This window comes from Nocardioides speluncae (assembly GCF_003121585.1).
Lineage (GTDB): Bacteria > Actinomycetota > Actinomycetes > Propionibacteriales > Nocardioidaceae > Nocardioides > Nocardioides speluncae.
Window position 1 is genome coordinate 302,051 of record NZ_QEOO01000016.1, and the last position, 20,870, is coordinate 322,920.

General features: G+C 70.7%; 16 protein-coding genes and 1 tRNA gene. 3 read left to right on the top strand and 14 right to left on the bottom strand.

Translation table 11 applies throughout. From position 1 onward, the window contains the following. Window positions 1-65: 65 nt before the first annotated feature. Genes DDV73_RS08875 through DDV73_RS08895 form a run of 5 tightly spaced genes read right to left on the bottom strand, consistent with a single transcriptional unit; the run spans window position 66 to window position 6,222 of the window. Entirely contained in the window at window positions 66-1,451 is a 1,386-nt protein-coding gene (locus tag DDV73_RS08875) for an MFS transporter (protein WP_161962329.1), read from the bottom strand. Further along, on the bottom strand, window positions 1,448-2,884 hold the full coding sequence (locus tag DDV73_RS08880; protein ID WP_109506885.1) for a 4-hydroxyphenylacetate 3-hydroxylase family protein: 1,437 nt from the start codon (window positions 2,882-2,884) through the stop codon (window positions 1,448-1,450). Before DDV73_RS08880 ends, DDV73_RS08875 begins: the two co-directional genes overlap by 4 nt. Next, window positions 2,881-4,155 carry an FAD-dependent monooxygenase gene (locus DDV73_RS08885; RefSeq protein ID WP_109506886.1) on the bottom strand — a complete coding sequence of 425 codons (1,275 nt, stop codon included), beginning with the start codon at window positions 4,153-4,155 and terminating at the stop codon, window positions 2,881-2,883. The genes DDV73_RS08880 and DDV73_RS08885 overlap by 4 nt, the downstream gene beginning before the upstream one ends. Continuing rightward, window positions 4,152-5,243 (bottom strand): monodechloroaminopyrrolnitrin synthase PrnB family protein, encoded by a 1,092-nt coding sequence (locus DDV73_RS08890; protein WP_206050777.1) that lies wholly within the window; start codon window positions 5,241-5,243, stop codon window positions 4,152-4,154. Before DDV73_RS08890 ends, DDV73_RS08885 begins: the two co-directional genes overlap by 4 nt. A gap of 58 nt (window positions 5,244-5,301) precedes the next feature. After that, window positions 5,302-6,222, bottom strand: a complete 921-nt coding sequence (locus DDV73_RS08895) for an SDR family oxidoreductase (RefSeq protein WP_109506888.1) — start codon at window positions 6,220-6,222, stop codon at window positions 5,302-5,304. Window positions 6,223-6,320: 98 nt separating this feature from the next. Between DDV73_RS08895 and DDV73_RS08900 the strand changes: the two genes are divergently transcribed. Continuing rightward, on the top strand, window positions 6,321-7,250 hold the full coding sequence (locus tag DDV73_RS08900) for an AraC family transcriptional regulator (protein WP_161962330.1): 930 nt from the start codon (window positions 6,321-6,323) through the stop codon (window positions 7,248-7,250). Between the two features lie 86 nt (window positions 7,251-7,336). Further along, window positions 7,337-7,864: a hypothetical protein gene (locus DDV73_RS08905; protein WP_109506890.1), complete on the top strand. Its 528-nt coding sequence runs from the start codon at window positions 7,337-7,339 to the stop codon at window positions 7,862-7,864. 60 nt (window positions 7,865-7,924) lie between these two features. On the opposite strand, the gene DDV73_RS08910 is transcribed toward DDV73_RS08905, so the two are convergent. The 9 genes from DDV73_RS08910 to DDV73_RS08950 all read right to left on the bottom strand — a co-directional run bounded on the left by DDV73_RS08910 (window position 7,925) and on the right by DDV73_RS08950 (window position 18,758). After that, the gene (locus tag DDV73_RS08910) at window positions 7,925-9,127 is read right to left on the bottom strand and encodes a lipase family protein (protein ID WP_109506891.1); all 1,203 of its coding nucleotides are present in this window, start codon (window positions 9,125-9,127) and stop codon (window positions 7,925-7,927) included. A 10-nt stretch (window positions 9,128-9,137) separates the two neighbouring features. Further along, window positions 9,138-10,769 carry an AMP-binding protein gene (locus tag DDV73_RS08915; protein ID WP_240617189.1) on the bottom strand — a complete coding sequence of 544 codons (1,632 nt, stop codon included), beginning with the start codon at window positions 10,767-10,769 and terminating at the stop codon, window positions 9,138-9,140. Window positions 10,770-10,772: 3 nt separating this feature from the next. Then, entirely contained in the window at window positions 10,773-11,678 is a 906-nt protein-coding gene (locus DDV73_RS08920) for an SMP-30/gluconolactonase/LRE family protein (protein ID WP_154402676.1), read from the bottom strand. Between the two features lie 32 nt (window positions 11,679-11,710). Beyond that, a complete protein-coding gene (locus DDV73_RS08925; RefSeq protein WP_109506893.1) occupies window positions 11,711-12,952 on the bottom strand; it encodes a lipase family protein in 1,242 nt (413 codons plus the stop codon). Window positions 12,953-12,966: 14 nt separating this feature from the next. Further along, the gene (locus DDV73_RS08930) at window positions 12,967-13,896 is read right to left on the bottom strand and encodes an esterase/lipase family protein (RefSeq protein WP_109506894.1); all 930 of its coding nucleotides are present in this window, start codon (window positions 13,894-13,896) and stop codon (window positions 12,967-12,969) included. Between the two features lie 130 nt (window positions 13,897-14,026). Beyond that, window positions 14,027-14,704, bottom strand: coding sequence for a TetR/AcrR family transcriptional regulator (locus tag DDV73_RS08935; protein ID WP_109506895.1), 678 nt, complete (start codon window positions 14,702-14,704; stop codon window positions 14,027-14,029). Window positions 14,705-14,844: 140 nt separating this feature from the next. Next, window positions 14,845-16,611, bottom strand: a complete 1,767-nt coding sequence (locus tag DDV73_RS08940) for an ATP-binding protein (RefSeq protein WP_109506896.1) — start codon at window positions 16,609-16,611, stop codon at window positions 14,845-14,847. A gap of 249 nt (window positions 16,612-16,860) precedes the next feature. Beyond that, window positions 16,861-16,933, bottom strand: a tRNA-Arg gene (locus DDV73_RS08945). Window positions 16,934-17,012: 79 nt separating this feature from the next. Then, complete coding sequence (locus DDV73_RS08950) at window positions 17,013-18,758, bottom strand: CocE/NonD family hydrolase (RefSeq protein ID WP_109506897.1); 1,746 nt, start codon at window positions 18,756-18,758, stop codon at window positions 17,013-17,015. 277 nt (window positions 18,759-19,035) lie between these two features. On the opposite strand from DDV73_RS08950, the gene DDV73_RS08955 reads away from it, so the two are divergent. Then, window positions 19,036-20,859: a phosphoenolpyruvate carboxykinase (GTP) gene (locus tag DDV73_RS08955; RefSeq protein ID WP_109506898.1), complete on the top strand. Its 1,824-nt coding sequence runs from the start codon at window positions 19,036-19,038 to the stop codon at window positions 20,857-20,859. The last annotated feature ends 11 nt before the right edge of the window (window positions 20,860-20,870 follow it).

The following is a 20,870-nucleotide window of genomic DNA, read 5'->3' on the forward strand; positions in this document are numbered from 1 at the left end:
GATCGAAAGAAGAACGAGTTTCAGTGCGTCGAGGTCACGCTTAGAGAGCAGGTGCCCTCTTTATGCTAAATGCCCGATTTTGGCCTTTCCGCTCTGACCACGCCCACCGCGAGTGCGGCGGCGCCGGCCACGCCGGCGGCGATCAGGAAGGCGGCCGAGTACCCACGCGTCTGCCCGCCGGCGGCGACGGCGATGCTCAGCCATCCGGCCAGCCCGAGGGTGGCGCCGAACTGCTGGGCGGTGGTCAACAGCCCAGACGACAGGCCCGGCTGGTCCGGGGGCGCGGCCATGGCGGCGGCGATGTTCGTGGTGATCGCGACGGTGGGCAGCGCGAAGGCGATCAGCAGGGTCGGGCCGAGCACGGCACCGAGGTACGACGAGTCCGGGCCGAGCCGCGCCAGCCACAGCATGCTGAGCCCGACCAGCGCGAACGCGCCCGCGGTCACCGCGCGCAGCCCCCACCGCCCGATCAGCCCCGGCACCATCGGCGCCAGCACGATGATCAGCACCGACATCGGCAGCAGCCCGAGACCGGCCTGCGCGGGCGGCAGGTCGCGCACCTCCTGCAGGTAGACGCTGATGACGTACAGACACGGCACCAGCACCAGCTGCCCGACGCTGGCCAGCGCGAGCGCGAACAGCAGCCGCCCGTTGCGCCAGGTCGTCCGCGCCACCAGCGGCACCCGGCTGGCCCGCTCGGTCAAGGCGTACGCCGCGAACCCGGCCACCGCGACACCCAGCGCAACCAGCACCGGCAAAGCGGTCCAGCCGGTCTCGCCGCCCGCGGTCAGCGCGTACGCCGTGGCGGCGAGGCCGGCGGTCAGGCAGACGCCGCCGACGGCGTTGAAGCGGCGCCGTACCCCATCGCCCCGGAAGGCCGGCTCCCGGCGAGCCAGCACCACGAGCACAACGGCGGCCACCACGTTCAGCCAGAACGTCGCCCGCCAGCTCACCCAGTCGCTGAGCACCCCGCCGAGCACCGTCCCAACCGCACCGCCGAGCCCGGCCATCGCCGCGAAGAGCCCGAGCGTCCGGTCCCGGGCCGCGCCACCGAACCGGGAGAAGACCAGCGCCATCGCCGCGGCGGCCGCGAGTCCGGCGCCGGCGCCCTGCCCGGCGCGGCTGGCGATCACCAGCGCACCCGACTCGGCCACCGCACCGACCGCGGCCGCCCCGGCGAGGACGCAGAGCCCGGCCATCAGCGCCCGGCCCTGCCCGACCACGTCGGCCAGGCAGCCGCTGAGCAGCAGCAGGCCGCCGAACGCCACGACGTACGCGTTGAGCACCCAGGTCTGCCCGGCATCGCTCATGCCCAGGTCCGAGCCGATCACCGGCGCCGCGACGTTGAGCAGCGCGGTGTCCAGGATCAGCAGGAACTGGGTCAGCGCCAGCACCCAGCGCGCCGTCGTGCCCGCGTCGAGGTCGGCGCCCGGCGCCGCGGTCTGGGTCACGCCAGGTCCAGGGCGCGCTGTGCCTCGGCCGCGCATGCGTCGGCGTCCGGCGTGAACGTCATCTGGGTCAGGTAGACGTGCGGCGCGCCTTGGTAGAACTGCTCGTAGTGTGCGTGCCGGCTGGCGAACTCCGACCCGACCGCGTCCCAGGCCAGCTTCATCAGCGCGACCCGCTCGTCGGCCGGCTGCGTGACCGAGGCGGCGTACGTCGCCAGCAGCGGGCCGACCTCGGTGTCCCGCAGGTCGTCCCACGACGCCGGCACCTGGGTCAGCGAGCCGCCGCTGAGCATCCGGATCTGGTGCACGAACTTCGGGTAGAGCTCGCCGGCCAGGATCCGCTGCGCGAACGTGATCGAGGTGTCCAGCCGGACCGCGCCGCCGTCGTCCGGCCGCTGCTCGTACGCCGCCTCCGCGGCCAGCACCGACGAGCGCGCCAGCTGCACGTAGCCGAGCAAACGGCCGACCTCCGCGCGCACCATCGGGTTGTCGGCCGAGCCGTTGCCGCGGGTGATCAGCACCGCCAGCCCGGCCAGGAACTCCAGCTTGGTCCAGAACCGGGTCGACGCCTGGTGCGCCATGTTCGTGTACGCGGGCGTGTCCCACCACATCCCGAACGTGGTCTTGGTGTCGCGGTAGGTCAGCACCCGCTCCCACGGCACGAACACCGACTCGCAGACCAGCAGCGAGTCGTTCTCGTCGAACCGCCCGGAGATCGGGTTGTCCCGCTCGCCGCCAGCGGTCTGTTCGTACGACGCCCGCGAGACCAGGCTGACGCCCGGCGTACCCGGCTCCAGCACGAAGCTGAACGCGAACTCGGTGTCCTCGGGCCGCAGCGGCTCGATGGTGCCGACCACGATCTCGTCGGCGAAGACCGCGCCGGTGCCGATCATCTTGCTGCCGCTGACCACGATCCCGGCGTCGGTCTCCCGCTCCACCCGAAGGAACAGCTCCGGCGACGCCTGCGCCGCGATCGGCCGGGACCGGTCGGTCGACGGGTTGGTGATCGTGAACGCCGCGAACAGGTCCTCGCCCCGCAGCCGGCCGTGCAGCTCGATCGCGACCTCGGAACCGTCGAAGCCTTGGCCGACGAAGACGTCCGGCCGGGCCGCGAAGCCGGCCACGCCGGAGGCCATGTAGTCCGGCGACCGGCCCAGGAACCCGAAGCTCTGCTTGGCCCAGGCCCGGTGCGCGCGGCGCTTGGCGACCAGGTCGCCGTAGGACCGGGCGATGTCGAAGGCCCGGTGGGTACGCCGCCCATCGGGGCCGGCGACAGTCAAGGCGTCGTCGCGCGCCGCGTCGTACAGGCCGGCGATCGAGGCCGCCGCCCGCGCGAACGCCGGGTGGGCGGTCACGTCGGTCACCCGCTCGGTGCCCAGCCAGACGGTGCGGCCGTCCCTGATCCGCTCGAGGTACTCCTTGCCGGTGCGGCTCATGGCTGTCCTTCCAGTGCCCGGTACGGGCTGTCGGCGTTGGCGAGGGTCAGGTTGGTGGTGGCGGCGTACTGCGCGGCGATCCCGGCCAGCTCGCCGGGCGCGAACGCCTCGGTGACGGTGGCCGCCCGGCTCGGCACCCGCTCGGCCGCCAGGTCGACCACGACCTCGGGGCCCTGTCGGCGGTTGGCGGCCTGCACCCGGCGGGTCAGGGCCAGCCGGTCCTCCTGGTACGCCGCCAGCCCGGCGTCGATGCCCGCCTCGGGTCCGGCGTGGCCGGCGAGCGCGTAGGCGAGCGCGCTGGCGTCGATGATCGACTGGGTAGCGCCGTTGGAGCCGACCGGGTACATCGCGTGCGCTGCGTCGCCGGCCAGTACCACCCGGTCGGCGACCCACGAGTCGAGCGGGTCCAGGTCGACCATCGGGTAGGCGAAGCAGTCGGTGCTGTCGAGCATCAGCCCGGCGATATCCACGCCTTCAAGGACCCAGCCCTCGAAGCCGGGCGCGAACGACGCCGGGTCGGCCGGGAGGTTCCAGTTGCCCTCCTCGCGCGCGTCCCGGATCGGCTCGGCGGCCGCCCAGTTGAGCAATGCGGCACCGTCGTCGTCACGGTGGGCCAGCGGGTAGAAGACGACCTTGCGGATGCCGTCGCCCCCGATCACCATCGTCCGCCCGTCGAGGAAGCTCTCGCCCCAGGCCATCCCCCGCCACACCACCTGCCAGGTCGCCCGCGGCCCGGGATCGGCCGGCGCGACCAGCGGCCGGAGTGCCGACCGGATGCCGTCGGCGCCGACCAGGACGTCGTACTCCAGCTGTTCGACGGCGCCGGTTTGCCTGCGCAGGAACGACACGGTGCGCTCCTCGACCGTCGCCGGGTCATCGATCACCTCGGCACCGGTGACGATCCGGCCCGGGCCGAGCCGGTCGGCGACGTGCCGGGCCAGCTCGACCTGCAGCCAGCCGCGGTGGATCGACAGCTGCGGCCACCGGAAGCCGGCGTCGGCGCCGCGCGGCTCGGACCAGATCCGCTCGCCACCTGCCGTGGCGTAGATCAGCCCGGACGTCGGCACCGAGATCCGGGACAGGTCGTCGAGCAGGCCCAGCCGGTCCAGCTCGCGCACCGCCTGCGGCATCACGTTGATCCCGGACCCGAGCGGCTGCACGGTGCGCGCCCGTTCCAGGACGGTGACCTCGTCGTACCCGGCGTCGTGCAGGGCCAGCGCCGTACACAGGCCGGCGATGCCGCCGCCGGCGATCACGATCCGAGTCGTCATGGACGGCCCCGGCGGGTGGCGGCGTGCATGATCGTCTCGTTCTCGCGGGTGAGGTCGAGGACCCGCTTCAGCAGCGCGATCGGCGCGCCGCCGCTGCCGTAGTCGTAGAGCCGCACCTGGTCGGCGTACGCCTTCTTCGCGATCCCGATGTGCCGGCCCCGGAACGTCTTCAGCGTGCGCAGCAGCAGAGCCAGGCTCTCCGCGCTCCGAGCCAGCGACTCCTGCTTGCCCTCGGTGCCGGCGCCGATCCGCTGCTCCAGCCGGGTGACCAGCGAGGTGCCCGACACGTGCCGAGCCCAGAACGCGCGCCAGTCGGGCAGCGCATAGATCAGCGACTCCTCGAGGAAGGCGTTGTACTCCGGCCCGTTGCGGTCGCACGCCCACAGGCAGAGGTCGACCAGCCACAGCGGCACCTGGGCCGCCGCCGGGCCGAGGTAGTCGACCCCGTCGACGTCGATCTCCTCGAAGTACGGCCGCATCGTCTGCGCGAAGAAGACCGGCGAGACCCGGCTGGTGACCGAGTCGATCGCCTCCAGCATCGGCCGGACCATGCCCTCCAGCCGGTCGGCCGTCGGCGCGAACCTTGCGTCCGCCGGGTCGAGCTCCATCAGCGCGTCGCTGATCGACAGCGACGCGCTGAGTGCCGGGAACACGTCGCGGACCGCGTCCTGCAGCCAGCGCTCCTGCTCGTCGTCGGTGTAGGTACGGCGGCGCTCGCCCGGCGGGTTCCACGACGTGTAGTGCTGCACGGTGTCGCGCGGCACCAGGTCGGTCTGCTGCCCGAGCGCGTGCAGCAGCGGCGTCAGCTCCGGTACGACGGTCAGCGGCTCGGTGCCGTGCCGCTTGATCGAGCCGAGCACCATGCCGAGGTCCCGCATCACCGCCAGCCCGGTGGTGGGCGACGGCAGCCCGTCGGCGGTGAGCGCGAGCGCCCGCGTCGACAGGTCTCGCGCCAGCGCGGCCAGCGCCGGGCGGTCGGCCCGGCCGTTCAGCTCCGGCAGCCGCGCCAGCAGCGCGTCCGCCCGCAGCGGGTCACCGGCCTGGATGGCCTCGATGTCGTAGTGCGCGTTCGTGATCGTGGCGGTCAAAACTCTCCCTTGCTCCCCTGAGTTCCCCTGTGTGATGCCGCGTCCTGCGCCCTTCAGCTCATGCCATCGGCGCCCACGCATGCTGCCGTGCCGACCAGTCGGCGGCCGAGGTAGGTGTCACCCCGAGCTTCTTGAGCCCGTCGGTGCCGCCGCTCATCACTGCGGTCTCTGGGTCCCGACCCACCCAGTGGTAGAGCCCCGCGACGCCGGCCGCGGCGTCCGCACCGAGGAAGCCGGCCAGCCCCTGCTCGAAGATCGCCGGGTCGAGCGGCTCGAACCGCAGCGGCTTGCCCGCGGCCGCCGCGACCGCCGCGGCCAGGTCGGCGCCGACCAGGTCGGGACCACCGATGTCGAGGGTCTGCCCGACCAGGTCGTCGGCCTCCTCGGCGAGCGCGACCGCGATACCCCGCCCCAGGTCGGCGTGGCTGACCCAGGAGACAGGCGTGACCGCAGGCAGCGGATAGGCCAGCACGCCGGCGTTGGTCACGCCGTCCACCACGCCCGGCGCCAGCAGGTTCTCCAGGTAGAGCGACGGCCGGAGCACGACGGCCGGAACCGGGCCGCCGAGCACGATCTCCTCGGCCACCCGGCGGGTCTCGAAGGCGGCGGCCTCGGTGGGCTCAGCCGGGATCCGGGTGTTCGAGTTGAGTACGACGCGGCCCACACCCTGCTCGGCCGCGGCGGCGGTGACGTTCTCGGCGTACCGGCGGACCAGGTCGGGGTCGTAGCAGAGCGGGATGGTGAGGCTGACATGGCTGACCCCCTCCAGCGCCCTGCGCACCTGGTCACGGTCGCCGAGGTCGGCGGCGACGTTCTCGACGCCGGGGACCGGCGAGGCCGCACCGGAGCGGCTGACGCCCCGGACGGCGTGGCCGGCCTCGGTCAGGGCCGCGACGATCGCGGAGCCCTGCGCACCCGAGGCGCCGAACACGGCGTACCGGTCGGCGCGGTGTCGAGGAATGGTGTTGTCGGTGGACATGCTGGCGCTCCATCGGTCGTAGGGATCGACACCAAGCCTCCGGGGCTGCGCGAGCACTTTCCATAATGAACTGGGTCAGATTCGTTAGGATTCAGCGCATGTGGGACGAGGACGACGCGCTCAGCCACCTGCTGGACCCGCTCCGCCTGCGCGGCGCCTACGTCTCCGACTGGCGGCTGCGCAGCGGCTGGGGCGTGCAGGGCGACCCGGAGCCGCGGGCGCTGCTCCACTACATGCTCGAGGGCACCGGGACCATCCTGCTGCCCGGCGAACCACCTCGGCCCCTCGGTGCCGGGGACCTGGCGATCTTTCCGCGCGGCGCCGCCCACGTGATCTGTGAGGACACCGCGGCGACCCCGCGCACCATCGCCGAACTGCTGCCCGACCGGGCGCCCGGCGAGGTCGGCCGGCTGGAGCTGGGCGACGGGCCGGCGGTCGGCCGGATGCTCTGCGCCGGGCTCGACTACACCCCGGACACCGAGTATCCCGTCTACCGCACGCTCCCCGACGTACTCGTCCTCCGCGCCGCCGAGATCGAGGCGCAGCCGCCGATGGCGCACGCGCTGGCCGGGCTGATGGCGGAGTTCGAGACCCGCGGCAGCGGCACCAAAGCGGTGCTGCTGCGCAACTTCGAGATGGTGTTCGTGCTCGGTCTACGGGCGACGCTGATGGCGATTGAGCCGCCGGTGCCGATGAGTCGCGCGCTCGCGCACCCGTCGATCGGCCGGGCGCTGATCGCCATCTACGAGGACTACTCCCGGCCGTGGACGGTGCCCGCGCTGGCCGAGGTCGCGGCGATGTCGCGCTCGTCGTTTACCCGGACGTTCAAGGACATTGTCGGGGAGTCCCCCGGCCGGCACCTCAAACGACACCGGCTCAGCGAGGCCCGCCGCCTGCTCGGCACCACCCAGGACCCGCACGACGTGATCGCGCGCAAGGTCGGCTATCAGTCCGCGGTGGGCCTGCACCTCGCCTTCCGGGAGGAGTACGGCGCCGCGCCGGGCGCCGTCCGCCGCGCCGCCGTCTGAGGGACCGCCCGCGGCCGCCCAACCTTTCGGCAGACACCACTCGTCTACGGTGCAACCAGGCGGACGCTCGGTCCGCGTCGTTCACCATGGGGGTCACTTATGAAGAAGCTTGCCGTCATCGCCTGCGCTGCTCTGGCGCCACTCGCGCTCGTCGCACCAGCCCACGCCGCGACGAAGTCGACTCCCGATCCGGTCGACTCCTCGCTGGCGGCGTCCGCCGACATCCGCAAGGTCACGGTCCGCAACGCACCGCACCGCACCGGGTCGAGGCGACGATCAAGCTGCGGCGCGCGCTGCCGAACAAGTCCTCGGCCTACCTCATCTTCACCGCGAAGCGGACCGGCGCCGAGTTCACCATCGGCAACCAGGGCTTCGGCGAGCGGCACCGGCCGATCTTCGTCCGCTTCACCCGGGGCGGCGACGAGCGCCACGTGAAGTGCCCCAGCCTCAAGGTCAGGGTCGACTCGGAGACCAACCAGGTCCGCATCTCGTTCCGCCAGTCCTGCCTGGGCCGGCATGCCGGCACCATCCGCGCCGCGGGCTTCACCGAGACGACCGGAGCCCATGGTCAGGACGCCGACATCACGCGCTGGCTCCGGGTCCCCCGCGGCTGACCCGCTCCGCTCATCACCGGTGCCTCGCCGCGGCGCGGCACCGACACGTCCACGTAGCCGCTAGCGGCAGGTGGCGCCGAGCGGCTTGCCGTCGTACCGGTCGAGCAGCCAGGTCAAGGCCTCCGGCACCATCAGCAACGCACCGATGACGTGCTCGCTGGTGTAGTTGGTGACCAGCCGGACCCGGGCGCCGCGATCGCACCAGCGCTGGTGCAGCTCGGTGGCCGCCTGGTGCGGGATCAGCTCGTCGAACTTCGAGTGCCACAGCAGCACCGGTGCGCGCGGAGCGGTGCTGCCGACCCCCATCTTGTTCTCGTGGAGCACCGTCTGGGCGACCTGAGTCCGCAGCGGATCGGGGTGGTCGCTGTAGTCCTTCACCGACTGGAACGCGTGGAGAGCAAGCTCGCCGCTGCACTCGTCCTTGATCTGCTCCGCGAACGCACGGCCCTTCTCGTTGAGGATCGAGCCCAGCTCGGGGTACTCGCGCATCATGCCGAGCGACGCGCCCAGGAAGAGCCCGCTGAACGCGCTCCCGTCCATGAACGAGCCGGCCAGCTCGAGGTCGGCAGGCGTGCCGCCGGAGACCGCGCCGGCCACGTTCAGCTCGGGAGCGTACGTCGGGTGCAGCTCGGCCGCCCAGCCGGTCGCGATCGCGCCGCCGGAGTAGCCAATCATGCCGACCTTGGTCCCCGGGCCGGCCAGCTTCGCCTCCGGAGTGGCCAGCGCGCCCCGGATGCTGTCGAGTACGGCGTGCCCGGCCATCCGGCCGGCGGCGTACGCGTGCCGCGGCCCTTGGTGGTCGGGTACCACGACGGTTAGGCCCTTCGCCAGGCCGAGCGCCATGAATGTGGCTTCCTTCTCGCCTCCGGTCTGCAGCGTGTACGACGGCTCGCACTGGGCTCCCAGACTGTCGGTCGCCGGCTGGTAGGCCAGCAGCTGGCGACGCGCGCCGAAGACCGGCACCAGCACCGTCGCGGCCACCGCGGCCGGCCGATCCTTGGCATCGTTGCTCCGCACCAGGATCTGGTACGACGTCGCGAGGACCAGCGGAACACCGATCCCGCCACCGCCCACCAGGTTGACCGAGACCTTGCGCTTGCGAATCACCGTCCCGGGTTGCAGCTCGGCGAGGTTGGCGGGCGCCGCGTAGAACGGGTCTGTGGCCGGGTCCGGCGGCGTACCGAGAGCTGAGGCGGGCGGCGCCTGCAACCCCAGCGAGGCGATCAGCAGGCAGGCGATCAGCAGGGCGGCGAGTCGTTTCATCAGCTGCTCCTCAGCTCGTGGAGGTCGAGAGGTCGATCGCGGCCAGCTCGCGGCGGGCGACCTTGCCGGCGGCGGTGTAGGGGATCGCGTCGAGGAAGACCACCTCGCGGGGCACCTTGAACCGGGCCAGGTTGGCCCGGACGTGGTCCTTGATCTCGTCCTCGGTCAGCGTGGCCGAGCCGTCGGGTACGACGAACATCCGCAGCCGCACCCCGAAGTCCTCGTCGTCCACGGGAATGCTGGCGGTCTCGGCCACGCCCGGCATCGACGACACCAGGTCCTCGATCTCGGCCGGGAAGACGTTCTCGCCGCCGGACACGATCATGTCATCGTCGCGTCCGTCGACGAACAGTCGCCCGCCGGCGCCCCAGTGGCCGGTGTCGCCGGTGCCCATCATCGCGCCGATCATCGGCTTGCCACCGCCGCCGGAGTAGCCCTCGAACTTCAGCCCGTTGTCGACGAAGATCCGCCCGGAGACTCCGGGCTCGGTGATCTCCCGGTCGTCCGCGTCGAAGAGGGCGACCCGGATGCCACGCGGGGCGCGGCCGACGGTGCCGGGGGCGGCGATCCAATCCTCGGGCATGGCGACGGTCGCGAGGGCCACCTCGGTGCAGCCGTAGAAGTTGTGCAGCACAGGCCCGAACCGCTCGATCGCCCGGTTGCCGAGCTCGGTGGGCAGCGCGGCTCCGGCACTCATGATGATCCGCAGCGACGAGGCGTCGGTGGTGTCGTCGGCCAGCGCCAGAAGCCGCTGCAGCATCGTCGGCACCAGGATCAGCACGGTCGCCTGGTGCTGAGCGATTCCGTCGAGCGTCGCCCGGGCGTCGAACCGGCGCCGTACGACGACCGTCGAGCCGAGCGCGAACGCCATGATGAACTGCGACAGCCCGGTGCCGTGGAACATCGGCGCCGCGATGTAGACGACGTCGCCGCGGCGCTGCGGCACCCGCTCCAGGAACTGCGCCGCGGCCAGCGGCGAGCCGACCTTCCGCGGCGCGCCCTTGGGGGTGCCGGTCGTGCCGCCGGTCAGCAGCACCAGCCCGCCCTGCGCCGCGGGCAGCGCCACCTTCGCCCCGTTGTGGGCGGCGATCTGCTCGGCGAGCGTCGGATGGAGTACGTCGCCACCGTCAGCCCGAGAGTCGGTCCAGGCCAGCACCCGGACCACGTCCGGCGCGACCGCGCTCAGCAGGTCGGTGAACTCCTCGTCGAAGACCAGCAGCCTGACCTGCTCGCGGGTCGCGACGTCGGCGAGCTGTGGCTTGGCGAACCCGGTGTTCAACAGCACCAGCCGGGCGCCGAGCTTGCCGGCGGCGACCATCGCCTGGACCGCGCCGCGGTGGTCGCGGCAGAGCACGCCGACGACGTCGCCCTCGGCGACGCCGAGCGCCGACCAGGCCCGCGCCAGCGCGTGGCACTGGGAGTCGAGCTCGCCGTACGTCACCGCACCGCGCTCATCGATGATCGCCACATCGTTCGGCGCGCGAAGCGCGGACATGTTGGCGGCGCCGGCGATCGGGCCGAGCTTGCGCATCGCGCGGGAGCCGCGGGCGGTGGTGAGCGGCCGGGCGGGCTGGACCATGCCGGCGCGCAGCAGTACCCGGACGCTGTGCGCGACGCCGGTGATCGTGGGCAGGACGGACACTGGTTACTCCGTAGCTGAGGGGTCGTAGCCGGCGGGGATCTCGTGGACGACGCCGTCGAAGCCGACCCGGAACAGCCGGCCGGCCGAGAAGCCGTCGGTGCCGCGGCCGTAGCCCACGTTGCTCGAGAGGTAGACGCCCGAGGCCAGCACGCAGACGGTGCGGTCGGCGCCGACGCGCCAGATCCCGCCGAGGTGGGTGGCGACGACCGGCTGCCCGGCGCTGTCGACGGTCAGCCCGTCCGGGAAGGCGGCCGCGTCGAGCCCCGAGGTCTCGGCGACGTTGGTGGCGGCGGCCGGGTCGCCGATCGGCACCCGGGTGACCGCGCCGTCCACCACCGTGCGGGCGACGTACAGCGCGGAGTTGTCGGGTGCGACCGCCAGCCCATTCGGGGTCAGCATCCGTGCCCAGTCGAGGTCGACGGCGCCGCTCGGGCTGATCCGCGCGATCGAGTTGCCGAACAGGTTGCTGGCGTAGACCGCGCCGTCCGGCCCCTGAGCGAGCCCGTTGGCGCTGCGCGCCACGGCGAACACCGACTTGGCACCGGTCTCTGGGTCGACCAGGTAGATCTTCGCGGTCGGCTTCAGGTAGCCCGTCGTACCCGTGAACGGGTCGTTGCCGGTGCCGACGAGCAGCTTGCCGTCCGGCCGGACCACGATCCCGCCCATGCTCCGGAAGCCGGTGGCGAGTACGACGGGTGTCGCGCCCGGCCGGTCGATCCGCCAGACGTACTGGTTCAGCAGGTCGGTCGCGAACATCCGGCCGCGGTCGTCGACTGCCAGCGCTTCGAGCTCCCCCGGGAACGGAATCCGCGCCACCTCCCGCGGCCCCTCCGCCGCGACACCGCAACCCACCGCTGGTTGAGGAGGTTGCGCAGCAACCGTCTCGAAACCAAGGCCCAGCGATGCCACACCAACCAGCGCAGCCGCCGTACGAAGCCGCCTCACGGCGTGGCCGCGCAGTTGCTCGGCGCCGCCCGGCCCGCGAACCGGTCAGACAGGTAGCGGAACGACGGGGCGAGGTAGGTCACCAGGCCGGTGATGTGCTCGCCGGGCTCGATCGTGGTCTGCACCTTCGCGCCGCCGGCACACCAGTTGGCGGTCATCTCGGCGGCGGGCGCCAGCGGGGCCAGCTCGTCCCAGCGCGCGTGGTAGTGGAAGACCGGCACGGTCGGCGTACCCAGGTGCAGCGGGCTGTTCTGCTCCAGCAGGGTCTTGATGCGCGGCACGCTGAGGGCGTCCGGCACCGTTTCGTAGTTCTCGATCTTGAAGCCGAGGTTGCGGATCACCGCGTCCCCGACGCAGTCGCCCTGGCTGGCCTCCACCTTCTGCCAGCCCTCCTCGGTGATCAGCTCGCGGATGTTTGCCTCCGGATGAGCACGGTCCACGACCGCGATGCCCATCGGGATCGCTCCGCTGGCCGGTCCCGCGTTGAAGGCGTCGATCGTGGACCGGACGTCGGCCACGACACCGCCGATGGCAGCGCCGGCCAGCCTCAGCTCGGGCGCGTACGACGGCTGCGCCTGGATCGCCACGCTGGTCGCGTAGGCACCACCCGAGTAGCCCATCAGCCCGACCCGGGCGTCGCGAGCGATCCCGGCTTGCTTGAACGCCTTGGCCGCACGGATCCCGTCGAGTACGCCGTGCGCCTCCATCGGCGCGGCCAAGAAGAGCGACAGCGGACCCTGGTAGTCGGGCAGGGCGACCGTCCAGCCCTTGAGCAGCGCGCCGGTGACGATGGCCTGCTCATTGCTGGAGTTGGTGCCGGCTCCGAAGATCCCCGAGCGGACGGCGTACGACGGCGCGCACTTGCCCGCGATCCCGTCCTCGGCGGTCTGGTAGGACAGCATCGGCCGTGCGCCGCCGCCCAGCCACGGCGCGTACGGCTGCAGGATCGTGGTCACCGTCGCCGTTGGCCGGTCCTTGTGGTCGAGCGTCTTGTAGAGCACCTGCCAGGCCCGGGCGGGGAGCGGGAACCCGGGCGTGATCTGCCGGGACCGCAGCACCGTGCCGTTGGCGACGCCGTCGAGATTGCCCGGTACGTCGTAGAACGGGTCGTCCTCGGGCACGGGGATCGGCGCAGCAGCGGCGGCCGCCGCCGGTTGAGGAGGTTGCGCAGCAACCGTCTCGAAACCAAGGCACGCGCTCAGGGCGGCCACCACGGGCAGGATCAAGAGTCGTCGCATGACAGCTATCCCTTTCAGAACGGGAGGCCGAAGGAGCAGCGGACCGGCTTGGCGGTGGCTGGGTCGAGCGCGTTGCTGACCATCGTGGTGACGCCGGAGTCGTAGGCGAGGCCGATGTGGCCGACCGGGTGAGCTGACAATCGCGGAGCGTTTGTCAGCTCACCCGGGGCTCCGCTGGCGAACGGGCACTTGTCCTGCACGTAGTAGTTGGTGACGCCGGGCTCCTTCACGAACGCCGTCTCCTCTGTCCCGAGCAGCCGCGACTCGTGCGGGGTGACCAGCAGGTCGGTGCGGGTGGCGATGATCGTGTACTTCACGCCCGGCTGGGCGATCGGGCCGGTGTTGAGCTTCTGTACGGCGGCGCCGCCCCGGATCAGCTGGTCACAGGCCGGGCAGCCCAGCGGCAGGATCTGGTCGACCAGGAGGCGCAGGCCGGTGGCGTCGGCGACCGAGATCAGCCCGCCGAACGTCGTACCGTGGGCCGGCGGAGCCAGCGCGACGACCCGGCCGACCTTCGGTGCGTAGCCGTGCACCTTCGGCACGTACAGCGACTGGAACCCGCCCTCCGAGTGGCCGACGATGTCGACCTTCGCGGCCTTGGTGGCGGTGAGCACCCGGTCGATGAAGTCGCCGATCTCGCGCGCCGACTCGTCGATGTCGATGGTGCCGCCGACGGGGATCCCCGGGACCCGCAGGCCGTAGGTCAGCATGAACGCGCAGTAGCCCTGGCCCGCCAGCGAGTTGGCCAGTGGCCCGACATTGCCCTCGGCGTTGCCGCCGAGACCGTGGAGCAGCACCACCGGCCGCGGGTGCGCCGCCGACGGCGTACAAGTGAAGTCGTTGACCCCGGAGGAGGCGGCCTGCGCCGGCGCGGGGCCGACCAGCACTGCGAGCGAGGCCGTCAGCGCGGTCGCGACCGCGAGGCTGAGTGAGCGGAGGCGCATGAGGTGCTCCCTGACGTGGAGTGACGGGTGTCACCCGAAGTGGAACACATGTACCAATTCAAGCGCAAGGGTCAGCCTCGGGTGGTCGAGCAGCGAGCGCTAGCGAGCGTCGTCGAGACCACGCACTTGATCAGCTCGCCGACGGCTCCTGGGCCAGCGGGCGTGCGAGCCGCGAGTGCCACAGGGCGAGCTCGTCGTCCTCCATGATCTGTGCGATGAACAGCGACCGCATCGCGTCGAGCATCGCCGCGGCGTCCTCGGCCACGGGCAGCGGCCGGCCGAGCCGGTTGAGGGCGAACCCGTTGACCATCGCCACCAGCGCGGTGGCCGCCTGCGCGGGCCGGCGGGCGCCGAGAGCGGCGAGGATCTCCTCGGCCAGCTTCTCGGAGGCCTCGAGCGAATAGGCGACCACGTCGCGCAGGGCGGGGTTCCGGGCAGCCTCGAGAAAGACCTCAAACTGGGCGACGACCGCTGCCGACTCGCGGTCGATGAGCGCCTCGATGAAACGTTCGGCGATCTCGGTGACGCTCTGGCCCGCGGTCGCTCCCGCTGCCAGCTCGTGGAGCTCCTCGACCCGCTCGGTCATGTGCAGCCGGAGCGCCTCCTCGGTGAGCTTCCCGATCGACTCGAAGTAGTACGTCGTGGCCGCCAGCGGCACCTTGGCTCGGGCCGCGACCGCGCGGTGGGTGACGGCACGCGCACCGCCCTCGGCGAGCAGCTCTATCGCGGCGCGGAGCAATGCCTCACGCCGGGCGAGACTGCGATCCTGACTGGGCTGGGTCGCCTTGGGCAGGTTCGTCGACGTCATTGACACAGCGTAACGAGATCCGTACGTTCGTCCCAATTAACTGGTGCCTTCGAACCAGTTAGCGGTCGCGCATCTCCGTGCAGGTGACCGGGCTGCCCGGGGTCGGTCAAGTTCGAGCACGAGCTCTTGTCGAACGGTGGCTACTGGCCTTGATCCGGGTTGTCGCCGTCGAAGAGGTAGTAGAACCCCGGACCGCGTCGGTTCGGACGCGATGGCCGCAAGAAGCCGTCCTTCTCCAGGTTCTTGAGCACACCACCGACGTTCGTCGGGCTCGCACCAACCAGGCCGCCTAGCTCCGTCGTGCTGATCCGCCCACGTCCCCGTGAGTACGAGCGAGCGATTCTCGCACGGCTGGGCCAGGTCCGCGCCGTGCGGGCGGCCGCATCCCTTTGCCGGAGGGCATTCCGCGCGTAGGACGCGAGCGACCAAGCCTCAGGCCCGTCATCGGGCACACCGGGAACGAGCTTGAGGGCCGGTACTCCACCGATCGTTGCCGAGGATAGACGCCGGATCGCGCCCCCAGTCTCCGCACGGTTCAGCTGCAGAATTGGGCTGGCGGTCGCGATGTCGACCCAACCTTCATCGACCAGGTGACGCAGCAACAAGAGAGCATTGATGTCCACAGCGGTCTCCGTTGGAGAGATGCTCTCCAGCCATTCGATCCAGGCAACATCGGCGGCATCACCGACCAGCGAGACACGAACGAGCGGTCCCTCAATCTCGGTAATCTCCGGCGCTCGGTAACCCGGCCGGAGCATCTCGCGAACCATTCGATCGACTCCGATCCCCTCGCGTTCGGCCACTCGCACCGCTGAGAGCAGCTCCGTCAACGCGCGGTTACGCGACTGCGACGGGTGGGTGATGATGTTCGACGAGTTGACACCCCCAAAGAACCCTCCTGGACTCGTGACCCGAAGGGTTCGGCCGATGTGCTCGACAGTGGTGGGTTGCGCTAGGCCCCACTCCCGGTGAGCGACTCCGTTGACGACCGCCTCGCGGACCGCGAGCTCAGGCAAGTCGCGAACTTGACCGACTGCGATGCCCTTCGGCAGATGCCTGGTCGCATTGCTGGCGGAGATGTGCGTAATCACCTCCTGGAGCTCTTCAAGAAGACCCCGATTACCTTTGTGGACTCGCTGACGGCTGTCGCCACCGGAGACCTCGCGACGTATGTAGTCCAAGGCAGGGTCGCCCCGACCAACAAACGCAAGCACTCCCGCGTTCGTGAGGTACCCGTCGCCCGTCACCACGTTGAGCCGCCGCAGCAACTCCGGCGTCGACTGTCCGGCTAGATCGACCGCATGTGCTTCGCCACTCGACTGCAAGAAGCTCCGCGCGATCTCAACAGATGCCTCGCGCGCCCGCGTTGCACTGACGCGCGAAGGCTGCCCTGACCAGTCAAAGTTCGTACGGATCATGCGCCTCGCATGCCAGGTAGCGGGGTCGACCTCCACGCAGTGGTCGTCTACCCGCCAGTTGATGCGGCCGCGCCATCGGATCGGCTCGATCGCCTGAGGAGCGGTGATCACGAGCAGACGAGTGTCGACGACCTCGGCCGAACGCACATCGATCGTCAGCGTCCGATCAGTCAACTCGTACACACGGTGTCTGAGCCACTCTGTGTCGAGTGAGGTGCCAATGAGCTCCCCATCATCCGCGGCTCCGAGAATCAGCGCCCCGCCGCCCGGCGTGTTCGCCATACAAGCCGCCTCAGCAGCCACCTGCTCCGCGGCCCTGTCGTTCTGCGGTTCGCCAGGCAGCACGGTGCCTGCCCGGTCTCGACGTCCGGCCTCCTCCTTGAGGTCAACCAAAGGCGACTCGTCGTTGTCCCAGCTGCCCACCGCCAGCTGCCTCAGCACGGTTGCGACCTCGTCAGCGACCGGGTCGGAGCCGAAACTTATGGACATCCACCCACAACCTTTCGCTCATAATTTACAGCTCCGTCAAATTATGGCACGGGCCTGCAGGGTCGTACTCCCATAGGTCGGGCGACGCCTCCGCGTGTATCGAGTGAGCGCCCCTTGACGTTGGGGTCACGCAGGGGCAGAGGGCGGTCCGGATCATTCGCGGGCCGCCCTCTGGTGTCACCGCGATGGCTGCGGCCGGACACACGAAAGCCCAGGTCAGATGTTGTCTGCCTGGGCTTTGTCGTTTTGCGCGCCCGTAGGGATTCGAACCCCAAACCTTCTGATCCGTAGTCAGATGCTCTATCCGTTGAGCTACGGGCGCCCGCCTCACGCGCGGCGCGAGGACTGGACGAGGATAGCGGACCCGCCGATCGTTTCCTAAATCAATGGGCGGCGCCCGGCTATCCGCCCAGCGCGGCCTCGACCGCGCCCGCGCCGCCGATCACCGGGAGGTTGAGCGCGGTGCGGCCGAGGCGGACGGTCATCGAGGTCCCTGGCTTGGGCCGGATCGTGTAGTGGCGGTCGCTGGACGCGACGACCAGCGCCAGCCGCGATCCGGCGGCGATCCGGTGCTGCAGGACCATGTCGAACCGCACGGTCATCGAGTACGGCGTACCCGGCTGGAGCGCGCGGCCACGCCATGGCGTGCCCGCGACGTTCTGCGGGTCGAGCCAGCCCTCGCTCAGCAGCCTGGTCCTGCCGGACGGGGCGATCACCGCGAGCCCGACCGACACGTTGGCGGCACGGGCGCCGAAGGCGGCGGTGAGGTTCGCTGAGGCCAGGCCGGACAGCTCGAGCGGCGCCCGGAGGCGCGGGGTGCGGTAGAGCAGCCGGTGCCGCGACGTCGGCTTCTTGGCGAGCTGCGCCAGCGAGAAGCGGGCGTCGTCGTACAGCCTCTCAGAGCGGTACGCCGGCTCGCCCAGGCCGAGCGGTCCCGCCGTACGGCCTCCCGGCGCCGGGCGCAGCGAGACGGTCCGCGACCCGGGTGCCGGCCAGGTCTGATGGGACCAGTGCCGTCCGCCGTCCGACACCACGCTGCCCGGCCGGCGCATCACGCCGTTCGCCCTGCCCTTGACCCAGCGGTCCATCCAGTCCACCAGCTGCCTGCGCCACTGCGGGTCGTTGTAGAAGAGCGGGTCGCCGTGACCTTCCGCGTGCCACCACGCCTGATGCGGTACGCCGGCCCGGTCCAGCTCGCGCAGCCAGCGACCGGACTGGTCGCTCATCACGTTCCAGTCGTCGAGCCCGTGCAGCGACAGCACGGCGGCCTTCACCTTGCGAGCGTGCGGCCGGTAGGAGCGCGACGCCCAGAAGCTGCTCATGTCGCCGGTGGTCCGGTCCTGCTCCCGGGCCAGCCGGGCGATCACCTGACGGCAGGCGCCCGGGTTCTTCCGAGTCAGCACGAACCTGGCGAGCACGTCGGCGTCCTCGCCCTGGTAGCCGCCGGGGGCCCGGACCGCGCCCTGGGAGCGGTAGTAGTCGTGCCAGTCGGAGATCGCCGAGATCGGGACGATCGCCTTCAGCCCGGGTACGCCGGTCGCGGCGACCGCGTTGGCGAGCGTGCCGTTGTAGGAGACGCCGATCATCCCCGACCTGCCGGTCGACCAGAACGCCTTCACCTTCCGGCCGCCGGCGTCGCGGGCGTAGGTCTTCCCACCGAGCCACCGGACGACGGCGGCCATCGCCTTGGTCTCGGCGACGCCGCCGCTCACCGGGCACCCGGTCGACCGGCCGCTGCCGATCGACTCGGCCATCACGTAGGCGTAGCCCTTGCTCAGGAACAGCTCCTCGTAGCTGGTCGGGACGGGTGCGGCCGGGACGTGCAGCGGATGGTCGACGCCGTGGTTGGCGACACCCTCGACGAAGCCGCCGAAGTACGGGCTGGCCTCGAGGATCGCCGGCACCCGGCCCGGGCGCTTCGGGAGCCGGTAGCTGACGTGCACTCGGTCGGCCCTGCCGTCCCGGTCGCTGTCGACACCGGGCACCGTCACCCACACATGCTTGCCGCCCGGCGCCAGCCTCGAAGGCGCGAACCGCGCGTCCTCGTCTCCGGCGGGCGCGGCCGGGCCGGCCGCAACAGCACCGTCCACCACGCCGACTCCGACGGCAATGGTGACGGCAGCCGCAACCGCTCGACGTACTCTCATGGCTGGTTTCCCTCTCGGTGGGTCCCCGAGTTGCCCAGGTCACACGCTGTGAACGTTCCAATAGGTGCGCGTGAGCGGCCAGAGTACCCTCGCTCCATCCCGCCTACGTCCCTCCGATCTCTGATCGGTGGCTACGGCGTAGTTCGGGTGGACAAATACTCGTCCGGCAGCGTTGCCGCGCGACTCACACGACTCCACGACACCACCGTCGATACGCTCGGCGGCCGGTGCCGCCTTCAACGGGGGCGCCGCGAATGCGCGAGAGGGACTTCCAGGCATGACCGTCGAAACACAGGTGCCCACGACCCATGAGGGAATCCTCAACTGGGTCAACGAGATCGCTGAGCTCACTCAGCCCGACCGCATCCACTGGTGCACCGGCTCCGACGAGGAGTGGACCGAGCTGACCGAGGCGCTGGTCTCGACCGGCACCTTCACCCAGCTCAACCCCTCCATCAAGCCGAACTCCTTCCACGCCGCCTCCGACCCCACCGACGTGGCCCGGGTCGAGGACCGCACCTACATCTGCTCGGTTGACGAGAAGGACTGCGGTCCTACCAACAACTGGATGGCCCCGGACAAGATGAAGGACATCATGCGCGGGCTGTACGCCGGCTGCATGAAGGGCCGCACGATGTACGTCATCCCGTTCGTGATGGGTCACCTCGAGGCCGAGCACCCGATGTTCGGTGTCGAGATCACCGACTCGGCGTACGTCACCGTCTCGATGCGGGTGATGTCGCGCATGGGCACCGACGTACTCCGCAAGATGGAGGAGCTGCACTCGGCCGGCCGCGACTTCCACTGGGTCCCCGCGCTGCACTCGGTCGGCAAGCCGCTCGCCGACGGCGAGCAGGACGTCGCCTGGCCCTGCAACGACACCAAGTACATCGTCCAGTTCCCCGAGGAGCGGATGATCTGGTCGTTCGGCTCCGGGTACGGCGGCAACGCGCTACTGGGCAAGAAGTGCTACGCACTGCGGATCGCGTCGGTCATGGCGCGCGACGAGGGCTGGATGGCCGAGCACATGCTGATCCTCAAGCTCACCTCGCCCGACGGCGTCGTCAAGTACATCACCGCGGCGTTCCCGAGCGCCTGCGGCAAGACCAACCTCGCGATGCTGCAGCCGACCATCCCGGGCTGGAAGGTCGAGACCCTCGGCGACGACATCGCCTGGATGCGGATCGGCGAGGACGGCCGGCTGTGGGCGGTCAACCCGGAGTTCGGCTTCTTCGGCGTCGCGCCCGGCACCAACGAGCACACCAACCCGAACGCGATGAAGACCATCAACAAGGGCAACTCGGTCTTCACCAACGTCGCGCTCACCGAGGACGGCGACATCTGGTGGGAGGGCCTGGAGAACACCCCGGCCAAGGCCACCTCGTGGAAGGGCGAGCCGTGGTCGCCCGACAGCGACCAGCTGTCCAGCCACGCGAACTCGCGCTACTGCACCCCGATCAAGCAGTGCGACATCCTCGCGCCGGAGTACGACGACCCGCGCGGCGTCCCGATCGACGCGATCCTGTTCGGCGGCCGCCGCAAGACCACGGTCCCGCTGGTGTTCGAGGCCCGCGACTGGACCCACGGCACCTTCCTCGGCGCGACCCTCTCCTCGGAGACCACCGCTGCCGCGGTCGGCGCGGTCGGCGTCGTACGCCGCGACCCGATGGCGATGCTGCCGTTCATCGGTTACAACGCCGGCGACTACTTCAACCACTGGATCTCGATGGGCAAGGACAACGACGCGTCCAAGCTGCCGAAGATCTTCTACGTCAACTGGTTCCGCCGCGACGACGAGGGCGGCTTCCTGTGGCCCGGCTTCGGCGAGAACTCCCGCGTCCTGAAGTGGGTCGTGGAGCGCATCGACGGCCAGTCCGCCGCGGTCGAGACCCCGATCGGCCACGTGCCCGCGCCCGGCGCGCTCGACGTCGACGGGCTGGACATGACCTCCGAGGCGATCGAGGCGGCGCTGAGCGTCGACGTCGAGGAGTGGAAGGCCGAGATCCCGCAGATCCAGGAGTGGTTCGAGAAGTTCGGCGACGAGCTCCCCGCAGTACTCTGGACCGAGCTCGACGGCCTGAAGGCCCGCCTCGGCGCCTAGAAGGCACGCTC